Source organism: Kitasatospora sp. NPDC087271, assembly GCF_044744605.1.
Taxonomy (GTDB): Bacteria; Actinomycetota; Actinomycetes; order Streptomycetales; family Streptomycetaceae; genus Kitasatospora.
The window spans coordinates 15,124-35,348 of sequence record NZ_JBIUYQ010000027.1 but is presented as its reverse complement, the minus strand read 5'-3'; the positions used below and the strand labels follow the sequence as shown (position 1 = coordinate 35,348).

Genomic DNA, 20,225 nt, shown 5'->3' with positions numbered 1-20,225 from the left:
AGGGTCATGACGAACGACTCCGAAACCCAGCTCCCCGGCGAGACCGAGCTCCCTGGCGAGGACGGCGGCGCCGCCGCCGACGTCGAGGAAGCCGTCGCCGTTCCGCGCTCCCGCATCCCCGACCTGCTGCACGCCGCGGTGGCGGCCGTCGGCGGCGTCGAGCGCCCCGGTCAGGTCCGGATGGCCGAGGCCGTCGCCGACGCCGTCGACAACGCCGAGCACCTGCTCGTCCAGGCCGGCACCGGCACCGGGAAGTCCCTCGCCTACCTGGTGCCCGCGCTCGCCCACGGGGACCGCGTGGTGGTCGCCACCGCCACCCTGGCGCTGCAACGCCAGCTCGTCGAACGGGACTTGCCGCGCACGGTCGAGGCGCTGCACCCGGTGCTGCGCCGCCGCCCGCTGTTCGCGATGCTCAAGGGCCGCTCCAACTACCTGTGCCTGCACCGGGCCAACGAGGGCACCCCGAGCGACGAGGGCGAGGGCCTGTTCGACGCGGCCGAGGCGCTCGGCGGGCCCGCCAGCAAGCTCGGGCAGGACGTGCTGCGGCTGCGCGAGTGGGCCGACGAGACCGACACCGGGGACCGGGACGACCTCAGCCCCGGCGTCTCCGACAAGGCCTGGGCCCAGCTGGCGGTCACCTCCAAGGAGTGCCTGGGCGCCACCCGCTGCGCGTACGGGCAGGAGTGCTTCGCCGAGAAGGCCCGGGAGCGGGCCAAGCTGGCCGACGTCGTGGTCACCAACCACGCGATGCTCGCGATCGACGCGATCGAGGGCGCGCCGGTGCTGCCCGAGCACGGGCTGCTGATCGTCGACGAGGCGCACGAGCTGGTCAACCGGGTCACCGGCGCGGCCACCGCCGAACTGACCGTCGGTGCGGTCAACCGGGCGGTCAAGCGCGCCGCCCGGCTCGCCAACGAGAAGGCCGTGGACGCCTTGCAGGCCGCCGCCGAGAACTACCACGGCCTGATGGAGACCGCCCAGCCCGGCCGGGTCGAGGAACTGCCCGAGTACCTGGCGTACGCGGTCACCTCGATCCGGGACGCCGCCCGCCAGGTGATCAGCTCGCTCGGCGAGACCCGCGACAAGGGGCTCAGCGACGAGGACGCCGTCCGCAAGCAGGCGATGGCCTCGGCCGAGTCGCTGCACGAGACCGCCGAGCGGCTGCTGGAGGACTCCGAGTACGACGTGGTCTGGATCGAGCGCAGCGACCGCTTCGGCATGGGCACCGGCTCGCTGCGGGTCGCGCCGCTCAGCGTCTCCGGGCTGCTGCGCGAGGGCCTCTACAAGGAGCGCTCGGTGGTGCTCACCTCGGCCACCCTCAAGCTCGGCGGGGACTTCAACGGCGTCGCCGCCTCCGTCGGCCTGCCCTCGGACTCCCGGCTGCCGGACCAGCGCACCCCCGGGGACAATCCTTCGGCCGGTTCCGGTTCCGGTTCCGGTTCCGGTTCCGGTTCCGGGTTCGGCGAGGACGCGGTGCCGCACTGGCGCGGCATCGACGTCGGCTCGCCGTTCAAGTACCCCAAGCAGGGCATCCTGTACGTCGCCCGGCACCTCGCAGATCCCGGCCGCGATCCCGAACGGCCGGACATGCTGGACGAGTTGGCGGAGCTGATCGGCGCGGCCGGCGGGCGCACGCTGGGGCTGTTCTCCTCGATGCGCGGCGCCCAGACGGCCGCCGAGGCGCTGCGGGAGCGGCTGGACAACCGGATCCTGCTCCAGGGGGAGGACACCCTGGGCGAGTTGATCCGGGAGTTCGCCTCGGACGCGTCCACCTGCCTGTTCGGCACGCTCTCGCTCTGGCAGGGCGTGGACGTGCCCGGCTCGGCCTGCCAGCTGGTCGTGATGGACCGCATCCCGTTCCCCCGGCCGGACGACCCGCTGATGAGCGCCCGCCAGAAGGACGTCGAACAGCGTGGCGGGAACGGCTTCATGGCCGTCGCGGCGACGCACGCGGCGCTGCTGATGGCGCAGGGCGCCGGCCGGCTGGTGCGCGCGGCCGAGGACCGGGGCGTGGTCGCGGTGCTCGACCCGCGGGTGGAGACCAAGCGGTACGGGAGCTTCTTCCGCTCCTCGATGCCGGAGTTCTGGTACACCACGGACCGCAACCAGGTGCGCCGCTCGCTGGCGGCGATCGACGCCTCGGCGCCGCCGGTCAAGCCGGTGGTGAAGCGGGGCTGAGCGGTGCGGTGATCCGGGGTTCCGTCCAGCCCGCCCCCGGGGCCGAGGCGGGGCCCGGAAGCCCCCGGAGACGCCGGAGGGGCTCCCCGCGACCGCGCGGTGGAGCCCCTTCCCGCTGGGTGCGCGCGAGGCGTCAGAGGCGGCGCAGGACCGCGACGACCTTGCCCAGGATGGTGGCGTTGTCGCCGTTGATCGGCTCGTACGCCGGGTTGTGCGGCATCAGCCAGATCCGGCCGTCCTCGCGCTTGAGCCGCTTGACCGTGGCCTCGCCGTCGATCATCGCGGCCACGATGTCGCCGTTCTCGGCGACCGGCTGCCGGCGCACGGTGACCCAGTCGCCGTCGCAGATGGCCGCCTCGATCATCGAGTCGCCGCGCACGGTGAGCGCGAACAGCTCGCCCTCGCCGACCAGCTGGCGGGGCAGCGGGAAGACGTCCTCGACCGTCTGCTCGGCCAGGATCGGGCCGCCGGCGGCGATCCGGCCGACCAGCGGCACGTACGAGGTGGACGGCCGGCCGGCCGTCTCGGCGGTGTTCGGGCGGGCCACCTCGACGCCGCGGACCTCGTAGGCGCGCGGGCGGTGCGGGTCGCGGCGCAGGAAGCCCTTGCGTTCCAGGGCCATCAGCTGGTGGGCGACCGAGGAGGTGCTGGACAGGCCGACGGCCTGGCCGATCTCGCGCATGGACGGCGGGTAGCCGCGGCGCTGGACGGAGTCCCGGATGACCTCGATCACGCGGCGCTGGCGCTCGGTGAGACCGGCCTCGTCGGTGCGGATGCCGGGGGGGCGGCCGGGCAGCGCGCGGGTGGGCGCCTGGTGGGCGTCGTCGATCGCGGGGGAGTGTTCGATCGGCTGGTCGGGAACGCGGCCCGTGCTGGAAAGGGCCGGGCCGGAGAGGCGCTGGTCTTCGCTACGGTCCATGCTGATGTCCACGCTCTGCTGATTCGTGGTGCGCTGCCCCACCTTGAACTGGGAGTGTTCCTGCACCGGGATGGTGTTGCTTTCGATGGTGTTCACGGCGGCCCCTCTCGACGGCTGTCCTCTCCCCTTTTCCAGCCCAACGCCCCTCCTATCGAAAGGTTGCGCCAAACACACGTTCGAGTGAATTATTCGAGAGTTGGCTGACTCGATCAAGGCTTTGCTGTACATCGAGACCGTGCATCGAGTAAATGTTCGATCGGATCTCGACTTCGGCAGTCTAATCGGTGCCGACACGCCAGGGGTGTCGCTTCCCCCGGAGACCTACATCTAGTGGCTACAGTCCTCTCCGTGCCCAGTACTAGTGGTTACGGCGCATGATCAGCTTGCCGAGGCCGGGGTCGCATCGCATAGACTCAACAGGTCCGCACGTCCTGCCAGGGAGGGATCCTCAGGTGCACTGCCCCTTCTGCCGGCACTCCGACAGCCGTGTTGTCGACAGCCGGACCAATGAGGACGGCAGCTCGATCCGCCGTCGTCGGCAGTGCCCGGACTGCGGCCGCCGCTTCACCACCGTGGAGACGGCCGCGCTGATGGTCATCAAGCGCAGCGGGGTCACCGAGCCCTTCTCCCGGGAGAAGGTCATCACCGGCGTCCGCAAGGCCTGTCAGGGCCGCCCGGTCACCGAGGACGCCCTCGCCCAGCTCGGCCAGCGGGTCGAGGAGTGCGTGCGCGCCACCGGCAACGCCGAGCTGACCACCCACGACGTCGGGCTGGCCATACTCGGCCCGCTCAAGGAACTCGACGTGGTCGCCTTCCTGCGCTTCGCCAGCGTGTACCAGGCGTACGACGGACTGGAAGACTTCGAGGCCGCCATCGCGGAACTCCGCGCCGAACGGCCCGTCCCCGAGGCGGACGGCACCTGCGTGCCCGTCGCCGCCGCCGCGCCCTAGGAGGCGCCGGCACCCGGCCCCCTGGCGGGCCTTGCTGCACCACGGGTCCCACGGGGCCCACGCATGCCCGGAAAAAGGGCACAGAACACAACAAACCGTGCGCAAGCAGGCGAGGTCTCCGCCTGCCCGCACACCGGAAGAACGAACCAGCGGTGCCCGGACTTTTCGGGGCACCTCGGGCGTTTGCCCAGGAGGAGGAAGAAGTGACAGACACCACGAGCGGTTCCGCACGCGGGTCGAAGTCCGACAAGACCACGGCCAAGGGCGGCGGCAAGGCCCCCAAGGGCGGTCTGCGGATCGGGCGCATCTACACCACTCCTGGCGTGCACCCGTACGACGAGGTGCGCTGGGAGCGCCGCGACGTCGTCATGACCAACTGGCGCGACGGGTCCGTCAACTTCGAGCAGCGCGGCGTCGAGTTCCCCGACTTCTGGTCGGTCAACGCCGTCAACATCGTCACGTCCAAGTACTTCCGCGGCGCCGTCGGCACTCCCCAGCGCGAGTGGAGCCTCAAGCAGATCATCGACCGCGTGGTGCTCACCTACCGCGCCGCCGGCGAGAAGCACGGCTACTTCGCCACCAAGGACGACGCCGAGATCTTCGAGCACGAGCTGACGCACGCCCTCCTCCACCAGGTGTTCAGCTTCAACTCGCCGGTCTGGTTCAACGTCGGCACCAAGCAGCCCCAGCAGGTCAGCGCCTGCTTCATCCTGTCCGTCGACGACTCCATGGAGTCGATCCTCGACTGGTACAAGGAAGAGGGCATGATCTTCAAGGGCGGCTCCGGCGCCGGCCTCAACCTCTCCCGCATCCGCTCCTCGAAGGAACTGCTGTCCTCCGGCGGCAACGCCTCCGGCCCGGTCTCCTTCATGCGCGGCGCCGACGCCTCCGCCGGCACCATCAAGTCCGGTGGCGCCACCCGCCGCGCGGCGAAGATGGTCGTGCTCGACGTCGACCACCCCGACGTCGAGGCCTTCATCGAGACCAAGGTGAAGGAGGAGGAGAAGATCCGCGCCCTGCGCGACGCCGGCTTCGACATGGACCTCGGCGGCGACGACATCACCTCCGTCCAGTACCAGAACGCCAACAACTCCGTCCGCGTCTCCGACGAATTCATGACCGCCGTCGAGAACGGCACCGAATTCGGCCTGCGCGCCCGGATGACCGGCGAGGTCATCGAGACCGTCGACGCCAAGAAGCTGTTCCGCAAGATGGCCGAGGCCGCCTGGGCCTGCGCCGACCCCGGAATCCAGTACGACTCCACCATCAACCACTGGCACACCTGCCCGGAGTCCGGCCGCATCAACGCGTCCAACCCCTGCTCCGAGTACATGCACCTGGACAACTCCAGCTGCAACCTCGCCTCGCTGAACCTGATGAAGTTCCTGCGCGATGACGACTCCTTCGACGCGGAGACCTTCGCCAAGGTCGTCGAGCTGGTCATCACCGCGATGGACATCTCCATCTGCTTCGCCGACTTCCCCACCGAGAAGATCGGCGAGACCACCCGCGCCTACCGCCAGCTCGGCATCGGTTACGCCAACCTCGGCGCCCTGCTGATGGCCACCGGCCACGCCTACGACAGCGAGGGCGGCCGCGCCCTGGCCGGCGCCATCACCTCGCTGATGACCGGCACCGCCTACCGCCGCGGCGCCGAACTCGCCGGCGTCGTCGGCCCGTACGACGGCTACGCCCGCAACGCCGCCCCGCACCAGCTGGTCATGAAGCAGCACGCGGACGCCTCGCTCGCCGCCGTCTCGCTCGACGACCTGGACGCCCCGGTCTGGGCCGTGGCCAACGACACCTGGCAGGACGTCCTGCGGATCGGCGCGCAGAACGGTTTCCGCAACGCCCAGGCCTCGGTGCTCGCCCCCACCGGCACCATCGGCCTGATGATGGACTGCGACACCACCGGCGTCGAGCCGGACCTGGCGCTCGTCAAGTTCAAGAAGCTCGTCGGCGGCGGCTCGATGCAGATCGTCAACGGCACCGTGCCGCGCGCCCTCAAGCGCCTCGGCTACCAGGACGAGCAGATCGAGGCGGTCGTCGCCCACATCGCCGAGCACGGCAACGTGGTGGACGCCCCGGGCCTCAAGACCGAGCACTACGAGGTCTTCGACTGCGCGATGGGCGAGCGGGTCATCTCGGCCATGGGCCACGTCCGGATGATGGCCGCGATCCAGCCGTGGATCTCCGGCGCGATCTCCAAGACCGTGAACATGCCCGAGTCCGCCACCGTCGAGGAGATCGAGGAGATCTACTTCGAGGCGTGGAAGATGGGCGTCAAGGCGCTCGCCATCTACCGCGACAACTGCAAGGTCGGCCAGCCGCTCTCGGCGAAGAAGAAGGACTCCGAGCCCAAGCTCGAGGTGGCCGCCCCGGCCGCCGCGGTCGAGAAGGTCGTCGAGTACCGCCCGGTCCGCAAGCGCCTGCCCAAGGGCCGCCCGGGCATCACCACCTCCTTCACGGTCGGTGGCGCCGAGGGCTACATGACCGCCAACTCCTACCCGGACGACGGCCTCGGCGAGGTCTTCCTCAAGATGTCCAAGCAGGGCTCGACCCTCGCGGGCATGATGGACGCCTTCTCCATCGCCGTCTCGGTCGGCCTGCAGTACGGCGTGCCGCTGGAGACCTACGTCTCGAAGTTCACCAACATGCGCTTCGAGCCGGCCGGTCTGACCGACGACCCGGACGTGCGGATGGCGCAGTCGATCGTCGACTACATCTTCCGCCGCCTGGCGCTCGACTTCCTGCCGTTCGAGACCCGTTCGGCGCTCGGCATCCACTCCGTCGAGGAGCGCCAGCGCCACCTGGACACGGGCTCCTACGAGCCGCTGGAGGCCGAGGAGCTCGACACCGAGTCGCTCGCCCAGTCGGCGCCGGTGGTCGCCACGCCGGCCCCCGCCGTCGAGGCGCCCAAGGCCCCCAAGGCCTCCCCGGCGCAGGCCCACAACTCCACGGAGCTGATCGAGATCCAGCTCGGCCTCAACGCCGACGCCCCGCTCTGCTTCTCCTGCGGCACCAAGATGCGCCGCGCCGGCAGCTGCTACCTCTGCGAGGGCTGCGGCTCCACCAGCGGCTGCAGCTGACCGCCGGTACTGACCCCGCGCGGGTGAGCCACCGCTGAGGCGGGGCGAGGACTTCACGTCCTCGCCCCGCCTCTTCTCGTTGTCCGGGCACTTCGCGGACGCCGATGTCACGGATGGGGGCGGTGGGCGGTCGGTAGGGGTGACGGCGTTCGGCGGGAGGAGTGGTGTGGTGATGGCGACGGTGCTGGTGACCGGGGCGACGGGGGTTCTGGGACGGGAGGTGGTGCGGCTGCTGGTCGCGCGCGGGGTGGCGGTGCGGGGGTTGAGCCGGCGGGTGCGGAGCGGGGGCGCGGGGGTCGAGTGGGTGGTCGGGGACCTGGTGACCGGGGAGGGGGTCGCCGGGGCGGTGGCGGGGGTCGAGGTGGTGGTGGACTGCGCGACCACGGTGGGGCGGAAGGACGTGGCCGCGGTCCGGACGCTGGTGGCGGAGGCCGGGAGGGCGGGGACGCGGCACCTGCTGTACGTGTCGATCGTCGGGGTCGACCGGGTGCCGATCCCGTACTACCGGGCGAAGCTCGCCTGTGAGCGGGTGGTGCGGGAGTCGGGGCTGGGGTGGACGGTGCTGCGGGCGACGCAGTTCCACGACCTGCTGCTGAGGATCTTCGACGTGTCGGCGCGGCTGCCGGTGTTCCCGGTGCCGGGCGGGGCGTGGGTCCAGCCGGTGGACGTGCGGGAGGTGGCCGCGCGGGTGGCGGAGCTGGTGGGGGAGGGGCCGACCGGGTACGCGCCGGAGGTCGGCGGGCCGCGGGTGCGGCCGTACCGGGAGCTGGCCGAGGCCTACCTGCGGGCGTCGGGTCGGCGTCGGGTGCTGCTGCCGGTGAGGGTGCCGGGGGCCTCGGGGCGGGCGCTGCGGGCGGGCGGGAACCTCACCCCGGAGCGGAAGGTGGGCCGGGGGACCTTCGAGGAGGTGCTGGCGGGGCGGTTCGGCGACCGCTGATGTCAACCAGGGTTGACATCGCCGCAACTGTCAACCACAGTTGACAGCATGAGTGAGAGCGGAGAACTCGCGGCCGCGGCGAGCAGCCGTGACCCCGCGGTCGGGCTCCGGGCGGTCCGCGCACTGCGCGACCTGGCGGACCGCCTGGAAGGCCTGCAGGTGGGCAACGCCCGGTCGCGGGGCTGGTCCTGGCAGGACATCGCGGTTTGCCTCGGGGTCACCAGGCAGGCGGTGCACAAGAAGTACGCCCGGCGCGGGCCCGGCAAGGACCAGGACGGAGGCTGAACGATGTTCGAGCGTTTCACCGACCCGGCGCGGCAGGTGGTGGCTGCGGCCCAGCAGGAGGCCGGGGAGCTGCGGCACGACCGCATCGGGACGGAGCACCTGCTGCTGGCGATCCTGGCCCGGCCGGACGACCCGGCCGCCGGCGTCCTGATCGGGCTGGGGCTGGACCACGGGGCCGCCCGGCGGGCAGTGGTCCGGCTGCTCGGGCCGGGGGACGACACGCAGGCGCTGGCCTCGATCGGAGTGGACCTGGACGCCGTCCGGGCCGCGGTCGAATCGGCGTTCGGTGAGGGCGCGCTGGACGCGCCGGCCGAGGAGGAGCCGAAGCGGCGGGGCTGGTTCAGGTTGGATTCGAGGGCGGGCCGGAGTCCGTTCAGTGCCCGGGCGAAGAAGGCGCTGGAGCTGTCGCTGCGCGAATCGCTGCGGCTCAAGTCCGGTCAGATCGCGGTCGGGCACCTGCTGCTGGGGGTCCTCCGGGAGGGGGACGGGTTCGGCGCCCGGGTGATCGTCGATCACGGACTGGATCCGCAGGCCGTCCGGCGGGCTGTCGAGGGGGTGCTGGCGTGAACCGGCGGGTTCGGCGGTGCGCCGGCCGGACGGCCGCCCGGCCGGGGGCGACCGGGCGCGCCTGAGCTACCCGTACGGCGAGCACGGCTGCCCCTTCCCGGCCCAGGAGGCCGCCGAGGTGATCGCCACTGCGGCGATCGAGGTGCTGCCGGTCCGGCCGCACTGACAGTCGGTCAAGACGCGTGGCCCCGTCCGGGTTTCCGGGCGGGGCCGTCGTGCTGTCGGGCGGGGGCGGAGCTCCCGGCCGGGGTGTCGACGGATGAAGGTCGACGTGGACCTTGGCGGCGGCTGGCGGCTGCGTTAACGTCATCGGATCGGTTCGTCCGTCGCCTGCTCGCGATCTCTGCACGCCCGTCTCCGGTACAGCGCGATGTTGTTCAGCCCACCGTCGGCAGCACGCCCTGGCGAGGAGGACCGCATTGACCCTCAACCCGACCGCGCCGTCCAGGAGTTCCGGTCATCGCGGTTCCGGCCGCCGCTTGGCCGTCGTACCCGCCCTGCTCGCGGCGCTGGCCCTGACCGCGGCCTGTTCCAACAGCTCAGGCGGTTCGGGCGGCGGGGGTGACGCGGCGGTCCCGTCGCTGTCCGGCGACTGTGCCAAGTACCAGCCGTACGCCGGGCATTCGGGAACCACGGTGACGATGTTCGCCTCGATCCTCAGCCCGGAGTCGGACAACCTGGAGAAGTCCTGGGCCGAGTTCGCCAAGTGCACCGGCATCAGGATCAGTTACGAGGGCTCGAACGACTTCGAGTCCCAGCTGCCGGTCCGGGTGGCCGGCGGCAACGCCCCGGACTTCGCGATCATCCCGCAGCCGGGCCTGCTGGCGCAGATGGTGAAGAGCGGCAAGGTGGTCAAGCCGCCCGCCCAGACGGTCACCAACGAGGACCGGTGGAGTCCGATCTGGAAGACCTACGGCTCGGTCAACGGCACCTTCTACGCGGCACCGATGAGCGCCAACATGAAGTCGCTGGTCTGGTACTCGCCGAAGGCCTTCAAGGCGGGCGGCTACGAGGTGCCGAAGACCTGGGCGGACCTGATGGCGCTCAGCGACCGGATCGCCAAGTCCGGTGGCGCCAAGCCCTGGTGCGGCGGCATCGCCTCGGGCACGGCCACCGGCTGGCCGGCCACCGACTGGCTGGAGGAGGTGGTGCTCGGCACGTACGGCGGTGACGTGTACGACCAGTGGGTCGGCCACCAGGTGAAGTTCTCCGACGAGAAGATCACCACGGCGATGAAGACCGTCGCCGGCTGGATGCAGAACCCGGCCTGGGTCAACGGCGGTTACGGCGACGTCAAGTCGATCGCCACCACCACCTTCCAGGACGCGGGCGCGCCGGTCCTCACCGGCAAGTGCGCCATGCTCCAGCAGGCGTCGTTCTACGAGGCGCAGTGGCCCAAGGGCACCAAGGTCGGCCCGGACGGCGACGTGTTCGCCTTCCACCTGCCCGCGGTGAACCCGGCGATCCCCAACCCGGTCGAGGGCGGCGGCGAGTTCCTGGCCGCCTTCTCCGGCCGGCCCGAGGTGCAGGCGGTGCAGAACTACCTGTCCAGCTCGGACTGGGCGAGCAGCCGGGTGAAGACCGCGACGGGCTGGGTCTCGGCCAACCAGGGCGTGGACAAGAGCCTGTACACCGACCCGATCGACCGGCTGTCGGCGGACGCGCTGACCGACCCGGCGGCGACCTTCCGCTTCGACGGCTCCGACCTGATGCCGGCCGCCATCGGTTCCGGGCAGGAGTGGAAGTCGCTGACCGCCTGGTTCGCCGAGGGGCAGTCGATCCAGAAGACCGCCGCCGACATCGACGCCGCCTGGCCGCAGTAGCCGCCCGCCCGTACGAGGCGCACGCCCCCAGTGGGCGCCTGGCCGTGGTGGGTACTCGGCCGCAGTGGGCGCCTGGCCGTGGTGGGCGCCGAGCCGGACTCGTGCCGGCCCCGGCCGGGCGCCGTTCAGGACCACCTGTCGAGGGCGGTGCGGGGCCACCCACCCGCACCGCCCGCCCCTTCCCACCAGAACAGGAGGGACGCACCGTCATGTCCGTACCCGGAACCCCTTCACCGGTCACCGCGCTCGCCACCGGCTCCTGGGGCGACGCGGCGGTCAAGTTCGGCAACAGCCTCGGCGCCGTCGCGGGCTTCCTCGGCATCCTGCTGCTGGTCTTCTTCGCCGCGGGCCGGGCCCGCGGCCGACTCTCCCGCCCGCTGTCGGTGGTGGTGTTCCTCGGCCCGGCCGCGGTGCTGCTGCTGGTGGGCCTGGTCGTGCCGCTGATCCGCACGGTCTATCTGAGCCTGCAGAACGCCGACGGCAGCGGGTTCGTCGGCGGCGAGAACTTCGGCTGGGCGTTCACCACCGACTCGGTGCAGAAGGTGCTGGTCAACACGCTGCTCTGGCTGGTGGTCGCGCCGTTGGCGGCGACCGGCCTGGGCCTGGTGCTGGCGCTGCTGGTGGACCGGATGCGCGGCCAGGCGGTGTACAAGTCGCTGATCTTCATGCCGATGGCGATCTCGCTGGTCGGCGCCTCGATCATCTTCAAGTTCGTCTACGAGTCGCGCGGGCCGGGCCAGTCGCAGATCGGCCTGCTGAGCCAACTCGCCATCGCGGTGGGCTGGGACGACCCGCCGAACTGGATGCTCTCGCAGCCGCTGAACACCTTCCTGCTGATGGCGGTGATGGTCTGGGTGCAGACGGGCTTCGCGCTGGTGGTGCTGTCGGCGGCGATCAAGGCGATCCCCGACGAGGTCACCGAGGCGGCCCGGCTGGACGGCGCGCAGGGGGTGCGGCTGTTCTGGTACGTCACGGTGCCGATGATCCGCACCACGGTGGTGGTGGTGCTGACCACCATCATGATCATCACGCTGAAGGCCTTCGACATCGTCCGCACCATGACCGGCGGCAACTTCGGCACCCAGGTGCTGGCCAACGAGATGTACTCGCAGTCCTTCGTGCAGTTCGACACCGGGCGGGGCAGTGCCCTCGCGGTGATCCTCTTCCTCGCGGTGCTGCCGTTGGTGGCCTACAACATCGTCCAGCTGCGGAAGGAGCGTGGGGTCCGATGAGCGCACCGCACGACAGGCCGGCCCGCGCGATGAGCGCGCCGCACGGCAGCCCGGTCCGGAAGGCCTTCAGCAGCCCGCTGGCCTCGGTCTTCGTGATCGCGGTGACCGTCCTGTGGACGATCCCGACGGTGGGCCTGCTGGTGACCTCGCTGCGCCCCAAGCAGGACGTGACGGCGAACGGCTGGTGGAACGCCTTCCTCCACCCGGACCTGGGCCTGGGCAACTACCACACGGTGCTGTTCGAGGGCGGCTCCGGCGTCTCCACCGGGCTGATGCCGTTCCTGGTGAACTCGCTGGCGATCAGCGTCCCGGCCACCCTGTTCCCGCTGGTGCTGGCGGCGATGGCGGCGTACGGGCTGGCCTGGGTGCGGTTCCGGGGGAGCGACACGGTGTTCTTCGGGGTGTTCGCGCTCCAGGTGGTGCCGATCCAGATGGCGCTGATCCCGCTGCTGCGGCTCTTCTCCGGCGGCGCGCACCTGGGGTCGCTGACGTTGATCCCGGCGGTGGACCTGAAGGGCAGCTACGCGCCGGTGTGGCTGGCGCACACCATGTTCGCGCTGCCGCTGGCGGTGTTCCTGCTGCACAACTTCATCGCCCAGCTGCCGCGGGACCTGATGGAGGCGGCGGTGGTGGACGGGGCCTCGCACTTCAAGATCTTCCGTTCGATCGTGCTGCCGCTGTGCACCCCGGCGCTGGCCTCGTTCGCGATCTTCCAGTTCCTGTGGGTCTGGAACGACCTGCTGGTCGCGCTGACCTTCGCGGGCGGCACGCCGGAGGTGGCGCCGATGACGGTCCGGCTGGCGCAGCTGTCCGGGTCCTTCGGCGGGCGGTGGGAGCTGCTGACGGCCGGGGCGTTCCTGTCGATCATCGTCCCGCTGATCGTCTTCTTCAGCTTGCAGCGGTACTTCGTCCGGGGCTTGCTGGCCGGGTCGGTGAAGGGGTAGCGGAGGGGTGGTGGATGGGCCACCGGGGGGGTGCGGGAAGGCGGGGGGAGGCTGCGGGAGAGGCGCGGGAGGGCTGGGGGAGGGCTGGGGGGCGGTGGCGGGAAGGCGGGCCGAGAGTTCTGAACTTGTTCAGAACTAAGTTTTGAACCTGTTCAGAATGGTCTACAGTCGGCTGCAGCCGCGGCGCCGAGCGCGCCCGACGGCGGACTGCCCCAAGGGCGGCTTCCGCATGCCCGCCGACCACCGAGGGGGACTCATGTCCGGCCCGTCCACGCCCGCCCCGGCCGACCTGCGGCCCGAGCCCGGACCCGCGACGCCGCCCGGCCCCCATTGGGGGTCCGGCGTGACCGTGCCGCCGCACCACGGGTGGCTGCGCCCGAGCGACCCCGAACGCAGGGCGGCCGCCACGCCCCGGGTCCTCCTCCTGGCGCTGCTCACCGGCCTGCTGACGGCCTGGCTGCTGTTCGACGGCGTGGGCGTCAACCTGCTGATCTGCGCCGGGGCCACCGCTGCCGCGGCCGGTCTCGCCGCCCGGTCGGCGGGCCGCCGGATCCGGCCCTGGACGGTGGTGTGGAGCCTGCTCGCCGTCGCCCTGCTCGCCGTCCCGGCGCTCTGGGAGGCGGGCTGGCCGGTGACGCTGTCCATCGGGTGCGCGCTCGGCCTGGCCTCGCTCGCGCTGCACGGCGGCCGCCGCTGGGCGGGCGTCCTGCTCCCCCTGCCCGCCGTCCTCTGGCAGCTGCCGCCCGGCGCGCTCTGGCTGAGGGACGGGCTGCGCGGCCGGAGCCTGCCCCACCGGGGCCGGATCGTCCCGGTGCTCAAGGCGCTCGCGGTCGCCGCCGTCCTGCTGACCGTCTTCGGCCTGCTGTTCGCCGGTGCGGACGCCGCCATGGCGGACCTGCTGGGCAGCCTCAGCCCCAGCCTCGACCTCGGCGGGCTCCCGCTGCGCGCGGTGCTGTTCGCACTGGGGGCGTTCACCGCCCTGGGCTTCGCCCACATCGCGGCCGGGCCGCGCCGCTGGGACCGTACGGTCGTCCGGCCGGGCCGGGCCCGCCGCCGGCTGGAGTGGGCGCTGCCGCTGGTCGCGCTCAACCTGATGTTCGGCGCCTTCGCGGTGATCCAGGCCCTGGTGGTGCTCGGTGGCGCCGACGCCGTCCTGCGCAACACCGGGATGAGCCGCTCCGAGTACGCCCGGCAGGGCTTCTGGCAGCTGAGCGTGATCACCGCACTCACCCTGGTCGTGGTGGCGGTCGCCAAGCGCTGGGCCCCGCGCAGCACGCCCGCCGACCGCCGGGTGGCGCGGATCCTGCTCGGCGCGCTCTGCGTGCTCGCCCTGGTCGTGGTCGCCTCGGCGCTCGGCCGGATGTGGTTCTACGTCGACGCCTCCGGGCTGACCAGGCTGCGGCTCTGGGTGCTGGTGGTCGAGGGCTGGCTCGGCGTCGTCCTGCTGCTGCTGATCACCGCCGGGCTGACCCGCTCGGCGGGCTGGCTGCCCCGCGTCGTCGTCCTCAGCGGCATGCTCACGGCGGCGGTGTACGGGCTGATGGGCCCGGACGCGATCATCGCCGAGCAGAACGTCGCCCGCTTCGAGCGGACCTCCCGGATCGACCTGCGCAACGTCCGCGACCTCTCGCCGGACGCCGCCCCCGCCCTGGACCGGCTCCCCGCCGCCCAGCGGACCTGCGCGCTGCAGCTGATCCGCGCCGGGCTGGAGAACCGCCCCGGGCAGCCCTGGTACGCGACCAGCGCCTCCGCCGCCCGGGCCCGGGAGATCCTGGCGCAACGGCCGCTGGTGGACCAGTTGGAGGAGGGGCGCACCTCCTGCGAGCGGGCCGGGATGAGGTACCAGGACCTCTGGCCCTGACGCCTGCGCCTGTCTCGGGGGGCGTGCGTTTGGGGCGGGGCTGGTGTGAGGAGGGGAAACGCGGCTGGGAAACGCGGCCGGGCCGGCCGGGAGCGTGCTGCTCCCGGCCGGCCCGGTGTGGTGCGGTGTGCCCTCCCTGGTCGGGCTCAGTGCATCGCGACGCCGGAGGCCCCGCTCGGCAGGTCGCTGGCCTTGGCCTTGATCACGAAGACCGAGACCACCAGCGCCAGCCCGGCGAGCACGGCGCCCACGATGAAGCCGTGCGAAATCCCCTGGGTGAGGACCGAGTTGGCGGCGTCGGTGCCCTTCGGGAACTCGTGGTGCTGCTGGAGGTAGGCCAGCTGGTCCGGAGTGGCCGACTGGAGGAACTTCGGCTGCTGGAGCTTGCCCTCGGCGGTGGCGTAGTGCGCGAAGACCGTGGTCAGGATCGACAGGCCGAGCGAACCGCCGATCTGCTGCATGGAGTTCAGCAGGCCGGATGCGGCACCGGTCTCCTGGCCGGGGACGCCCGCGACCGCGAGCAGCATCACCGGGACGAAGATCAGGCCCATGCCGAAGCCGAAGATGACCGTGGGGCCGAGCACCCCGTCCAGGTAGCCGCTGTCCTTGCTCATCTGGGTCAGCCAGGTGAGGCCGACGGTGACCAGCAGGGCGCCGCCCGCCATGAACGGCTTCGGGCCGTACTTGGCCTGGAGGCTGGAGGCGAGCTGCGCGGCGATGATGATCGACACGCTGATCGGGAGGAAGGACACGCCGGCCTTCAGCGGGCTGTAGCCGAGCGGGCCCTGCACGAAGAGCGTGATGTAGAAGAAGATGCCGAACATGGCCGCGGCCAGGCAGAGCATCATCACCAGGCCGCCGGTGCGGTTGCGGTTGGCGAGCAGGTGCAGCGGGGTGATCGGCTGGTCGGTGCGGTTCTCGATCACGACGAACGCGGCGAGCAGCAGCACACCGCCCGCGAAGGAACCGAGCGTGATGCTGTCCGACCAGCCGTCCGAGGCGGCCCGGATGAACCCGTAGACCAGGCCGACCAGGCCGAGCGTCGAGGTGAGTGCGCCCGGCAGGTCGAAGCGGCCCGCGTGGCGCTCGGACTCGGCGATGTAGCGCGGTGCGGCGAGCGCGATCAGCGCGGCGATCGGCACGTTGACGAAGAAGACCCAGCGCCAGTCCAGGTACTCGGTGAGCAGACCGCCGGCCAGCAGGCCGATCGCGGCACCGGACCCGGCCACCGCCGAGAAGACGCCGAACGCCTTGTTGCGTTCCGGCCCTTCCTCGAAGTTGGTGGCGATCAGGGCGAATGCCGTCGGTGAGCAGATCGCGCCGCCGATGCCCTGGAGCGCGCGGGCGGCCAGCAGCATCCCCCCGTCCTGGGCGAATCCGCCCAGCAGGGAGGCGAAGCCGAACAGCAGGGTCCCGAAGATGAACACCCGGCGGCGGCCGAGGATGTCGCCCGCGCGCCCGCCGAGCAGCAGCAGCCCGCCGAAGGTCAGCGTGTAGGCGTTGATGACCCACGACAGGTTGGTGGTCGAGAAGTTCAGTGCGTCCCTGATCTGCGGCAACGCGATGTTCACGATGGTGGCGTCGAGCACCACCATCAACTGCGTGGCCGCGATGACGGTCAGGGTGATGCCCTTGCCCCGGCCCTGACTGCTCTTTGGTGGTGAGTTCTTGCTGATCGTGTCGGAGATAGCCACGATTGTGCCCCCTGCTGGCTATGTGCCTGGCTGCGTGCTTCGTACGCCGCGGACCGACTGGTCCGGCGTGAGCCCACGGTCTGGCGCGGGCTAGGGAGGAACGGGATCGTTCACTAATGCGGACGATATCCTGGGCCTGATTGTGAACGCAAGCGTTCCCTAAGGATGGTGGCGATGGATCGGTTGGTGCGGCGCCTGACGGCGGACCGGGCGACCGGTCGGGCGGGCGCCCGACCGCTTGAGGCGGCGGACGCGCCCCCGTCACCCGTGGCGGGACCGGGGGCGACGCCCGAGCCGGTGGCTCACTGCCCGGTGCGGATCGCCCGCGAGGCCCTCACACGGCCGGTGCGGCGCCGCGGGAAGGAGTTGGAGAACGCGATCTTCGAGGCCACGATCGACCAGCTCACCTCCGGCGGATACGCGCGGCTGACGATGGAAGGCGTCGCCGGCGCGGCGCGGACCGGGAAGGCCGCGCTCTACCGGCGCTGGGCGTCCAAGGACGAACTGGTCATCGACGCCCTGGACGCCACTCTCCCACGCCCCTACGACACCCCCGACCTCGGGTCCGCGGATCTCGAATTGCGGCAGCTCATCGAGGTGTTCATGGGCGCGATGAACTCCCCGACGGGCGCCGCGATCCAGACGCTGATGGGTGAGATCGACCATGAACGGGCCGAGGTGTTCAAGGACTTCATCGGCCAGCGGGTGATCGAGCCGACCAAGGAGACCATCCTGGCGATCCTGCGCCGCGGCGCCGACCGCGGCGACGTCCGGCCCGGCGCGGCCACCGCGCTGGTCGCGGACGTCGTCCCGGCGATGCTGCTCTACCAGGTGAAGATCTGCGGCCGGGAGAACACGGGGCCGGACTTCGGGGCCCGGCTGCTGGACGAGGTGCTGTACCCGCTGATCCGCGCCTGAGTGCGGCCGCTGCTGCGGCTCCGCGGGCGGGGCTGCCGGCGGCCGGCCCGGGCGGCTGAGCGGCGGGGCTTAGGCTGGATGCTGCCCAGCTGAACGGGCTGCCCCTCCGCCGAACGGAACTCGCGATGCCCATCGTCCCGCCGACGCACTCCGTCGAGCGCTCGCTCCGCCGGGCCGGCGCCAAGATCGTCGTCGGCCTGGACGAGGTCGGGCGCGGCGCCTGGGCCGGCCCGGTCACCGTGGGCGCGGCCGTCACCGGCCTGCGCAGGGCCCCGGAGGGGCTGACCGACTCCAAGCTGCTCACCGAACTGCGCCGCCGCGCGCTCGCCCCGGTCCTCGCCGACTGGGTCACCGCCTACGCGCTCGGCCATGCCTCGCCGCAGGAGTGCGACGAACTCGGCATGACGGCGGCGCTGCGGCTGGCCGCCGTCCGCGCGCTGGAGGCGCTGCCGGTCGAGCCCGACGCGGTGATCCTGGACGGCAAGCACGACTACCTGGGCGGCCCCTGGCGGGTGCGTACGGTGATCAAGGGTGACCAGTCCTGCATCTGCGTCTCCGCCGCCTCGGTGCTCGCCAAGGTCCACCGCGACGGGCTGATGGCCGAACTCGGCGAGGAATGCCCGGAATACGGCTTCGCGGACAACGCCGGCTACCCGTCCCCGGTGCACCGCGCCGCGCTGGAGGAGTTCGGCCCCACCGGGCATCACCGGCTCTCCTGGGCATACCTGGACGCGCTGCCGAAGTGGCGGCACCTGAAGCGCGTCCGGGACGTCGCGGGTGCGGTCGAAGGCTCCGCCGACGAACAGTTGACGCTCGGTTTCTGACGGTCCGTCTGGAATTGCCTGGGTGGGGCGGTGGGTGTGCGGTGCCCGATGGGTGGGGTGCGCGTGCGTGTTCGAGCGGCATTTGATAGATATCCGGGTATGCCTGTCTTCCCCGAGGAGTCGGAGATTCACGAGAGCCTCCCGGGCCCCGGCGTTCCCTTCCCCCGAGAGTCGGACGCACAAGCCCTCCGCGCGCCTGCCAACGGCGGCGCTTCTTCCACCGCACCCACCACCGTCGCCGCCGTTCCGGTGCCCGGCCCCCGTCCGGCACCGCCGCGCCCGGCACCCCCGCGCGCCGACCGCTCCGGTCCGCCGCGACTGATCCCCAAGCCCTCTCCGGCGCAGCGCCGTTCGGGCGGCGCCGAACCGCAGGTCGAGATCCAGCGCGTCGCCGCCACCCCGGCGCGGGCGCTGGAACGCGCGGACGCCGCGGTCGACCGACTGCTGGACGCCGGCCGCGACCCGGGCGCCATCCTGGTGCTGACGGTCGGCGAGGCGCACCCGTGGCAGCAGCACGAACTCTCCTTCGGTGAGGAGCGCTACTGGGCGCAGCTCGCCGAGGGCGGGGACGTGTTCTACGCGGACGTCGCGCTGACCCGTCCGGTGCGCCGGGAGGTGGTCGTCCTGGTGGTCAACGGGGGAACGGCCGTCCGGGCCGCCGAGGCCCACGCCAAGGCGCTCGGCCACACGACCGCGCTGCTCGTGGTCTGCGGTGACGCCGGCCCGGTCGCCACCGGGGCGGCCGGAACCGCGCCCGGCCGTTCGATCGGCGCCTGACCACGACGGAGCCACCCCGGGCCCGGCGCCGTACGGTGCCGGGCCCGGGTCCGTCGTGCCCCGGTGGCGGCGAGGGCGTACGGTCCGGGGCGCGGGCCGACCCGTGGCTGGTCTCGCGCCCGTGCCTGGTCCTGGTGTCGGCTGTCGGGCCTTGGGGTCGGCTCCGGCCGTGGCATCGTCTGCGATCGTGGCGTCGCCCGTGGCCACGGCCCGTGGGTGTCGGCGGGACCAGTGGGGTCAGCAGGTGCCGGTGCGCCGGGCTGGCTGGACGGCGGCGACCCGCGCCGGGGGCCACGGGTGCTCGGACTGCCGGGCGTGCTGGGCCCGTTCGGCCGCCTGGTGCCGGGCGCGCTGGCCGCGCGGGGCGTCCAGCGCCGAGCGCGGCGGCAGTTCCGTGACGGTGTGCACCACCCCGTCCGCCCACGAGCCCGCGTGCGGATCGCGTCCGCTCCGGCCGTCCCCGAGGACGTGCCAGCCCGCCGGGGTGAGCCCGATGTACGAGCCGCAGCGCAGGCCGTGCAGGACGGCCGCGTCCCGCAGCGCCCACATCCAGGCGCCGTCCTGTTCGGTCCAGCCGGGTGCGCCCTCGCGGCAGCGCAACAGCACGGCCGTGCGGGTCGGTTCGGCCAGCCGCAGGTCGTGCGGGGTGATCTGGCGCAGGTGCGTGAGCACGGCGTTGCGGTGCTGCCAGCCGTCGGTGTCGTGTGGCCAGGGCGTGAACGAGGCCGAGGCGGACACGTGGTGCAGCGCGTTGAGGACGGCGATCACGACCGTGCCCGGCTGGGGCAGGTGGCGCTGGTGCAGTTCCACCACGAACTCGCGCGGGTCGCGCAGCAACGGGATCCCCGAGGCGGTCCAGGTCTCCAGGTCCAGCAGCCGTCTGGGCGCCGAACTCCGGGCGAGGGGATGCTGACCTCGGCCGATACCGTTGATCACGATCCTCCTTCCTGACCCACTGGCACGCGGGTACGTGGGTACGCCGAAGGCCGGGTCCAGCGGACAGGGTTTCGGGTACGCGCCAATTCTCGCGGTATCCGGGGTGGAGCGGCAACGATGAAACGATGAACGCCACCCGAAAGCCCACGTTCCGCCGGATATGTTCCACCGTGTTCCGAGCGTCGTTCGGGCGGCGTTGGACCTTGATCCAGACCGTGTGCGGGGTCCGGTGAACCGCTGTCGGCACGGTGACCACTCCTTTCCCCGCTCCGGCGTCCCGCGTGTTCGCGA

The 20,225-nt window shown here is 71.9% G+C and carries 17 protein-coding genes; 14 read left to right on the top strand and 3 right to left on the bottom strand.

Annotated features, from left to right (window positions below):
- The first annotated feature begins 6 nt into the window (after positions 1–6).
- Positions 7–2,178 (top strand): ATP-dependent DNA helicase, encoded by a 2,172-nt coding sequence (locus ACIO9K_RS32020; protein WP_400335079.1) that lies wholly within the window; start codon positions 7–9, stop codon positions 2,176–2,178.
- A gap of 133 nt (positions 2,179–2,311) precedes the next feature.
- On the opposite strand, the gene lexA is transcribed toward ACIO9K_RS32020, so the two are convergent.
- Positions 2,312–3,193, bottom strand: coding sequence for a transcriptional repressor LexA (gene lexA / locus ACIO9K_RS32015; protein WP_380336391.1), 882 nt, complete (start codon positions 3,191–3,193; stop codon positions 2,312–2,314).
- Positions 3,194–3,549: 356 nt separating this feature from the next.
- Between lexA and nrdR the strand changes: the two genes are divergently transcribed.
- The 10 genes from nrdR to ACIO9K_RS31965 all read left to right on the top strand — a co-directional run bounded on the left by nrdR (position 3,550) and on the right by ACIO9K_RS31965 (position 14,785).
- On the top strand, positions 3,550–4,047 hold the full coding sequence (nrdR, locus tag ACIO9K_RS32010; RefSeq protein ID WP_063349343.1) for a transcriptional regulator NrdR: 498 nt from the start codon (positions 3,550–3,552) through the stop codon (positions 4,045–4,047).
- 203 nt (positions 4,048–4,250) lie between these two features.
- Positions 4,251–7,136 (top strand): vitamin B12-dependent ribonucleotide reductase, encoded by a 2,886-nt coding sequence (locus ACIO9K_RS32005; RefSeq protein ID WP_400335077.1) that lies wholly within the window; start codon positions 4,251–4,253, stop codon positions 7,134–7,136.
- A gap of 172 nt (positions 7,137–7,308) precedes the next feature.
- Complete coding sequence (locus ACIO9K_RS32000; protein ID WP_363623212.1) at positions 7,309–8,073, top strand: NAD(P)H-binding protein; 765 nt, start codon at positions 7,309–7,311, stop codon at positions 8,071–8,073.
- A gap of 48 nt (positions 8,074–8,121) precedes the next feature.
- The gene (locus tag ACIO9K_RS31995; protein ID WP_363584548.1) at positions 8,122–8,358 is read left to right on the top strand and encodes an RNA polymerase subunit sigma-70; all 237 of its coding nucleotides are present in this window, start codon (positions 8,122–8,124) and stop codon (positions 8,356–8,358) included.
- Between the two features lie 3 nt (positions 8,359–8,361).
- Positions 8,362–8,925, top strand: coding sequence for a Clp protease N-terminal domain-containing protein (locus ACIO9K_RS31990; protein ID WP_363584546.1), 564 nt, complete (start codon positions 8,362–8,364; stop codon positions 8,923–8,925).
- 16 nt (positions 8,926–8,941) lie between these two features.
- Entirely contained in the window at positions 8,942–9,091 is a 150-nt protein-coding gene (locus tag ACIO9K_RS31985; protein ID WP_400335075.1) for a hypothetical protein, read from the top strand.
- 253 nt (positions 9,092–9,344) lie between these two features.
- Positions 9,345–10,748: an ABC transporter substrate-binding protein gene (locus tag ACIO9K_RS31980; protein WP_400335074.1), complete on the top strand. Its 1,404-nt coding sequence runs from the start codon at positions 9,345–9,347 to the stop codon at positions 10,746–10,748.
- Positions 10,749–10,957: 209 nt separating this feature from the next.
- Complete coding sequence (locus ACIO9K_RS31975) at positions 10,958–11,980, top strand: sugar ABC transporter permease (RefSeq protein ID WP_363623218.1); 1,023 nt, start codon at positions 10,958–10,960, stop codon at positions 11,978–11,980.
- Positions 11,977–12,924 carry a carbohydrate ABC transporter permease gene (locus ACIO9K_RS31970; RefSeq protein ID WP_350880131.1) on the top strand — a complete coding sequence of 316 codons (948 nt, stop codon included), beginning with the start codon at positions 11,977–11,979 and terminating at the stop codon, positions 12,922–12,924. The genes ACIO9K_RS31975 and ACIO9K_RS31970 overlap by 4 nt, the downstream gene beginning before the upstream one ends.
- Before the next feature lie 256 nt (positions 12,925–13,180).
- Positions 13,181–14,785 carry a DUF4153 domain-containing protein gene (locus ACIO9K_RS31965; protein WP_400335071.1) on the top strand — a complete coding sequence of 535 codons (1,605 nt, stop codon included), beginning with the start codon at positions 13,181–13,183 and terminating at the stop codon, positions 14,783–14,785.
- Between the two features lie 146 nt (positions 14,786–14,931).
- On the opposite strand, the gene ACIO9K_RS31960 is transcribed toward ACIO9K_RS31965, so the two are convergent.
- Positions 14,932–16,479: an MFS transporter gene (locus ACIO9K_RS31960; protein WP_400335069.1), complete on the bottom strand. Its 1,548-nt coding sequence runs from the start codon at positions 16,477–16,479 to the stop codon at positions 14,932–14,934.
- A gap of 297 nt (positions 16,480–16,776) precedes the next feature.
- On the opposite strand from ACIO9K_RS31960, the gene ACIO9K_RS31955 reads away from it, so the two are divergent.
- From ACIO9K_RS31955 to ACIO9K_RS31945, 3 genes are all read left to right on the top strand, one after another.
- A complete protein-coding gene (locus tag ACIO9K_RS31955) occupies positions 16,777–17,397 on the top strand; it encodes a TetR/AcrR family transcriptional regulator (RefSeq protein ID WP_400335067.1) in 621 nt (206 codons plus the stop codon).
- 125 nt (positions 17,398–17,522) lie between these two features.
- The gene (locus ACIO9K_RS31950) at positions 17,523–18,221 is read left to right on the top strand and encodes a ribonuclease HII (RefSeq protein WP_363623224.1); all 699 of its coding nucleotides are present in this window, start codon (positions 17,523–17,525) and stop codon (positions 18,219–18,221) included.
- A 249-nt stretch (positions 18,222–18,470) separates the two neighbouring features.
- Positions 18,471–18,998 (top strand): hypothetical protein, encoded by a 528-nt coding sequence (locus ACIO9K_RS31945; protein ID WP_363623226.1) that lies wholly within the window; start codon positions 18,471–18,473, stop codon positions 18,996–18,998.
- A gap of 237 nt (positions 18,999–19,235) precedes the next feature.
- On the opposite strand, the gene ACIO9K_RS31940 is transcribed toward ACIO9K_RS31945, so the two are convergent.
- Positions 19,236–19,934 (bottom strand): hypothetical protein, encoded by a 699-nt coding sequence (locus ACIO9K_RS31940; protein ID WP_363584530.1) that lies wholly within the window; start codon positions 19,932–19,934, stop codon positions 19,236–19,238.
- Between the last annotated feature and the right edge of the window lie 291 nt (positions 19,935–20,225).

Bases quoted from the DNA above. Each gene is read 5' to 3' on its own strand.
- ACIO9K_RS32020 (WP_400335079.1), top strand. From the start codon at position 7: ATGACGAACGACTCCGAAACCCAGCTCCCCGGCGAGACCGAGCTCCCT.
- ACIO9K_RS32000 (WP_363623212.1), top strand. From the start codon at position 7,309: ATGGCGACGGTGCTGGTGACCGGGGCGACGGGGGTTCTGGGACGGGAG.
- ACIO9K_RS31995 (WP_363584548.1), top strand. From the start codon at position 8,122: ATGAGTGAGAGCGGAGAACTCGCGGCCGCGGCGAGCAGCCGTGACCCC.
- ACIO9K_RS31990 (WP_363584546.1), top strand. From the start codon at position 8,362: ATGTTCGAGCGTTTCACCGACCCGGCGCGGCAGGTGGTGGCTGCGGCC.
- ACIO9K_RS31975 (WP_363623218.1), top strand. From the start codon at position 10,958: ATGTCCGTACCCGGAACCCCTTCACCGGTCACCGCGCTCGCCACCGGC.
- ACIO9K_RS31970 (WP_350880131.1), top strand. From the start codon at position 11,977: ATGAGCGCACCGCACGACAGGCCGGCCCGCGCGATGAGCGCGCCGCAC.
- ACIO9K_RS31965 (WP_400335071.1), top strand. From the start codon at position 13,181: ATGTCCGGCCCGTCCACGCCCGCCCCGGCCGACCTGCGGCCCGAGCCC.
- ACIO9K_RS31950 (WP_363623224.1), top strand. From the start codon at position 17,523: ATGCCCATCGTCCCGCCGACGCACTCCGTCGAGCGCTCGCTCCGCCGG.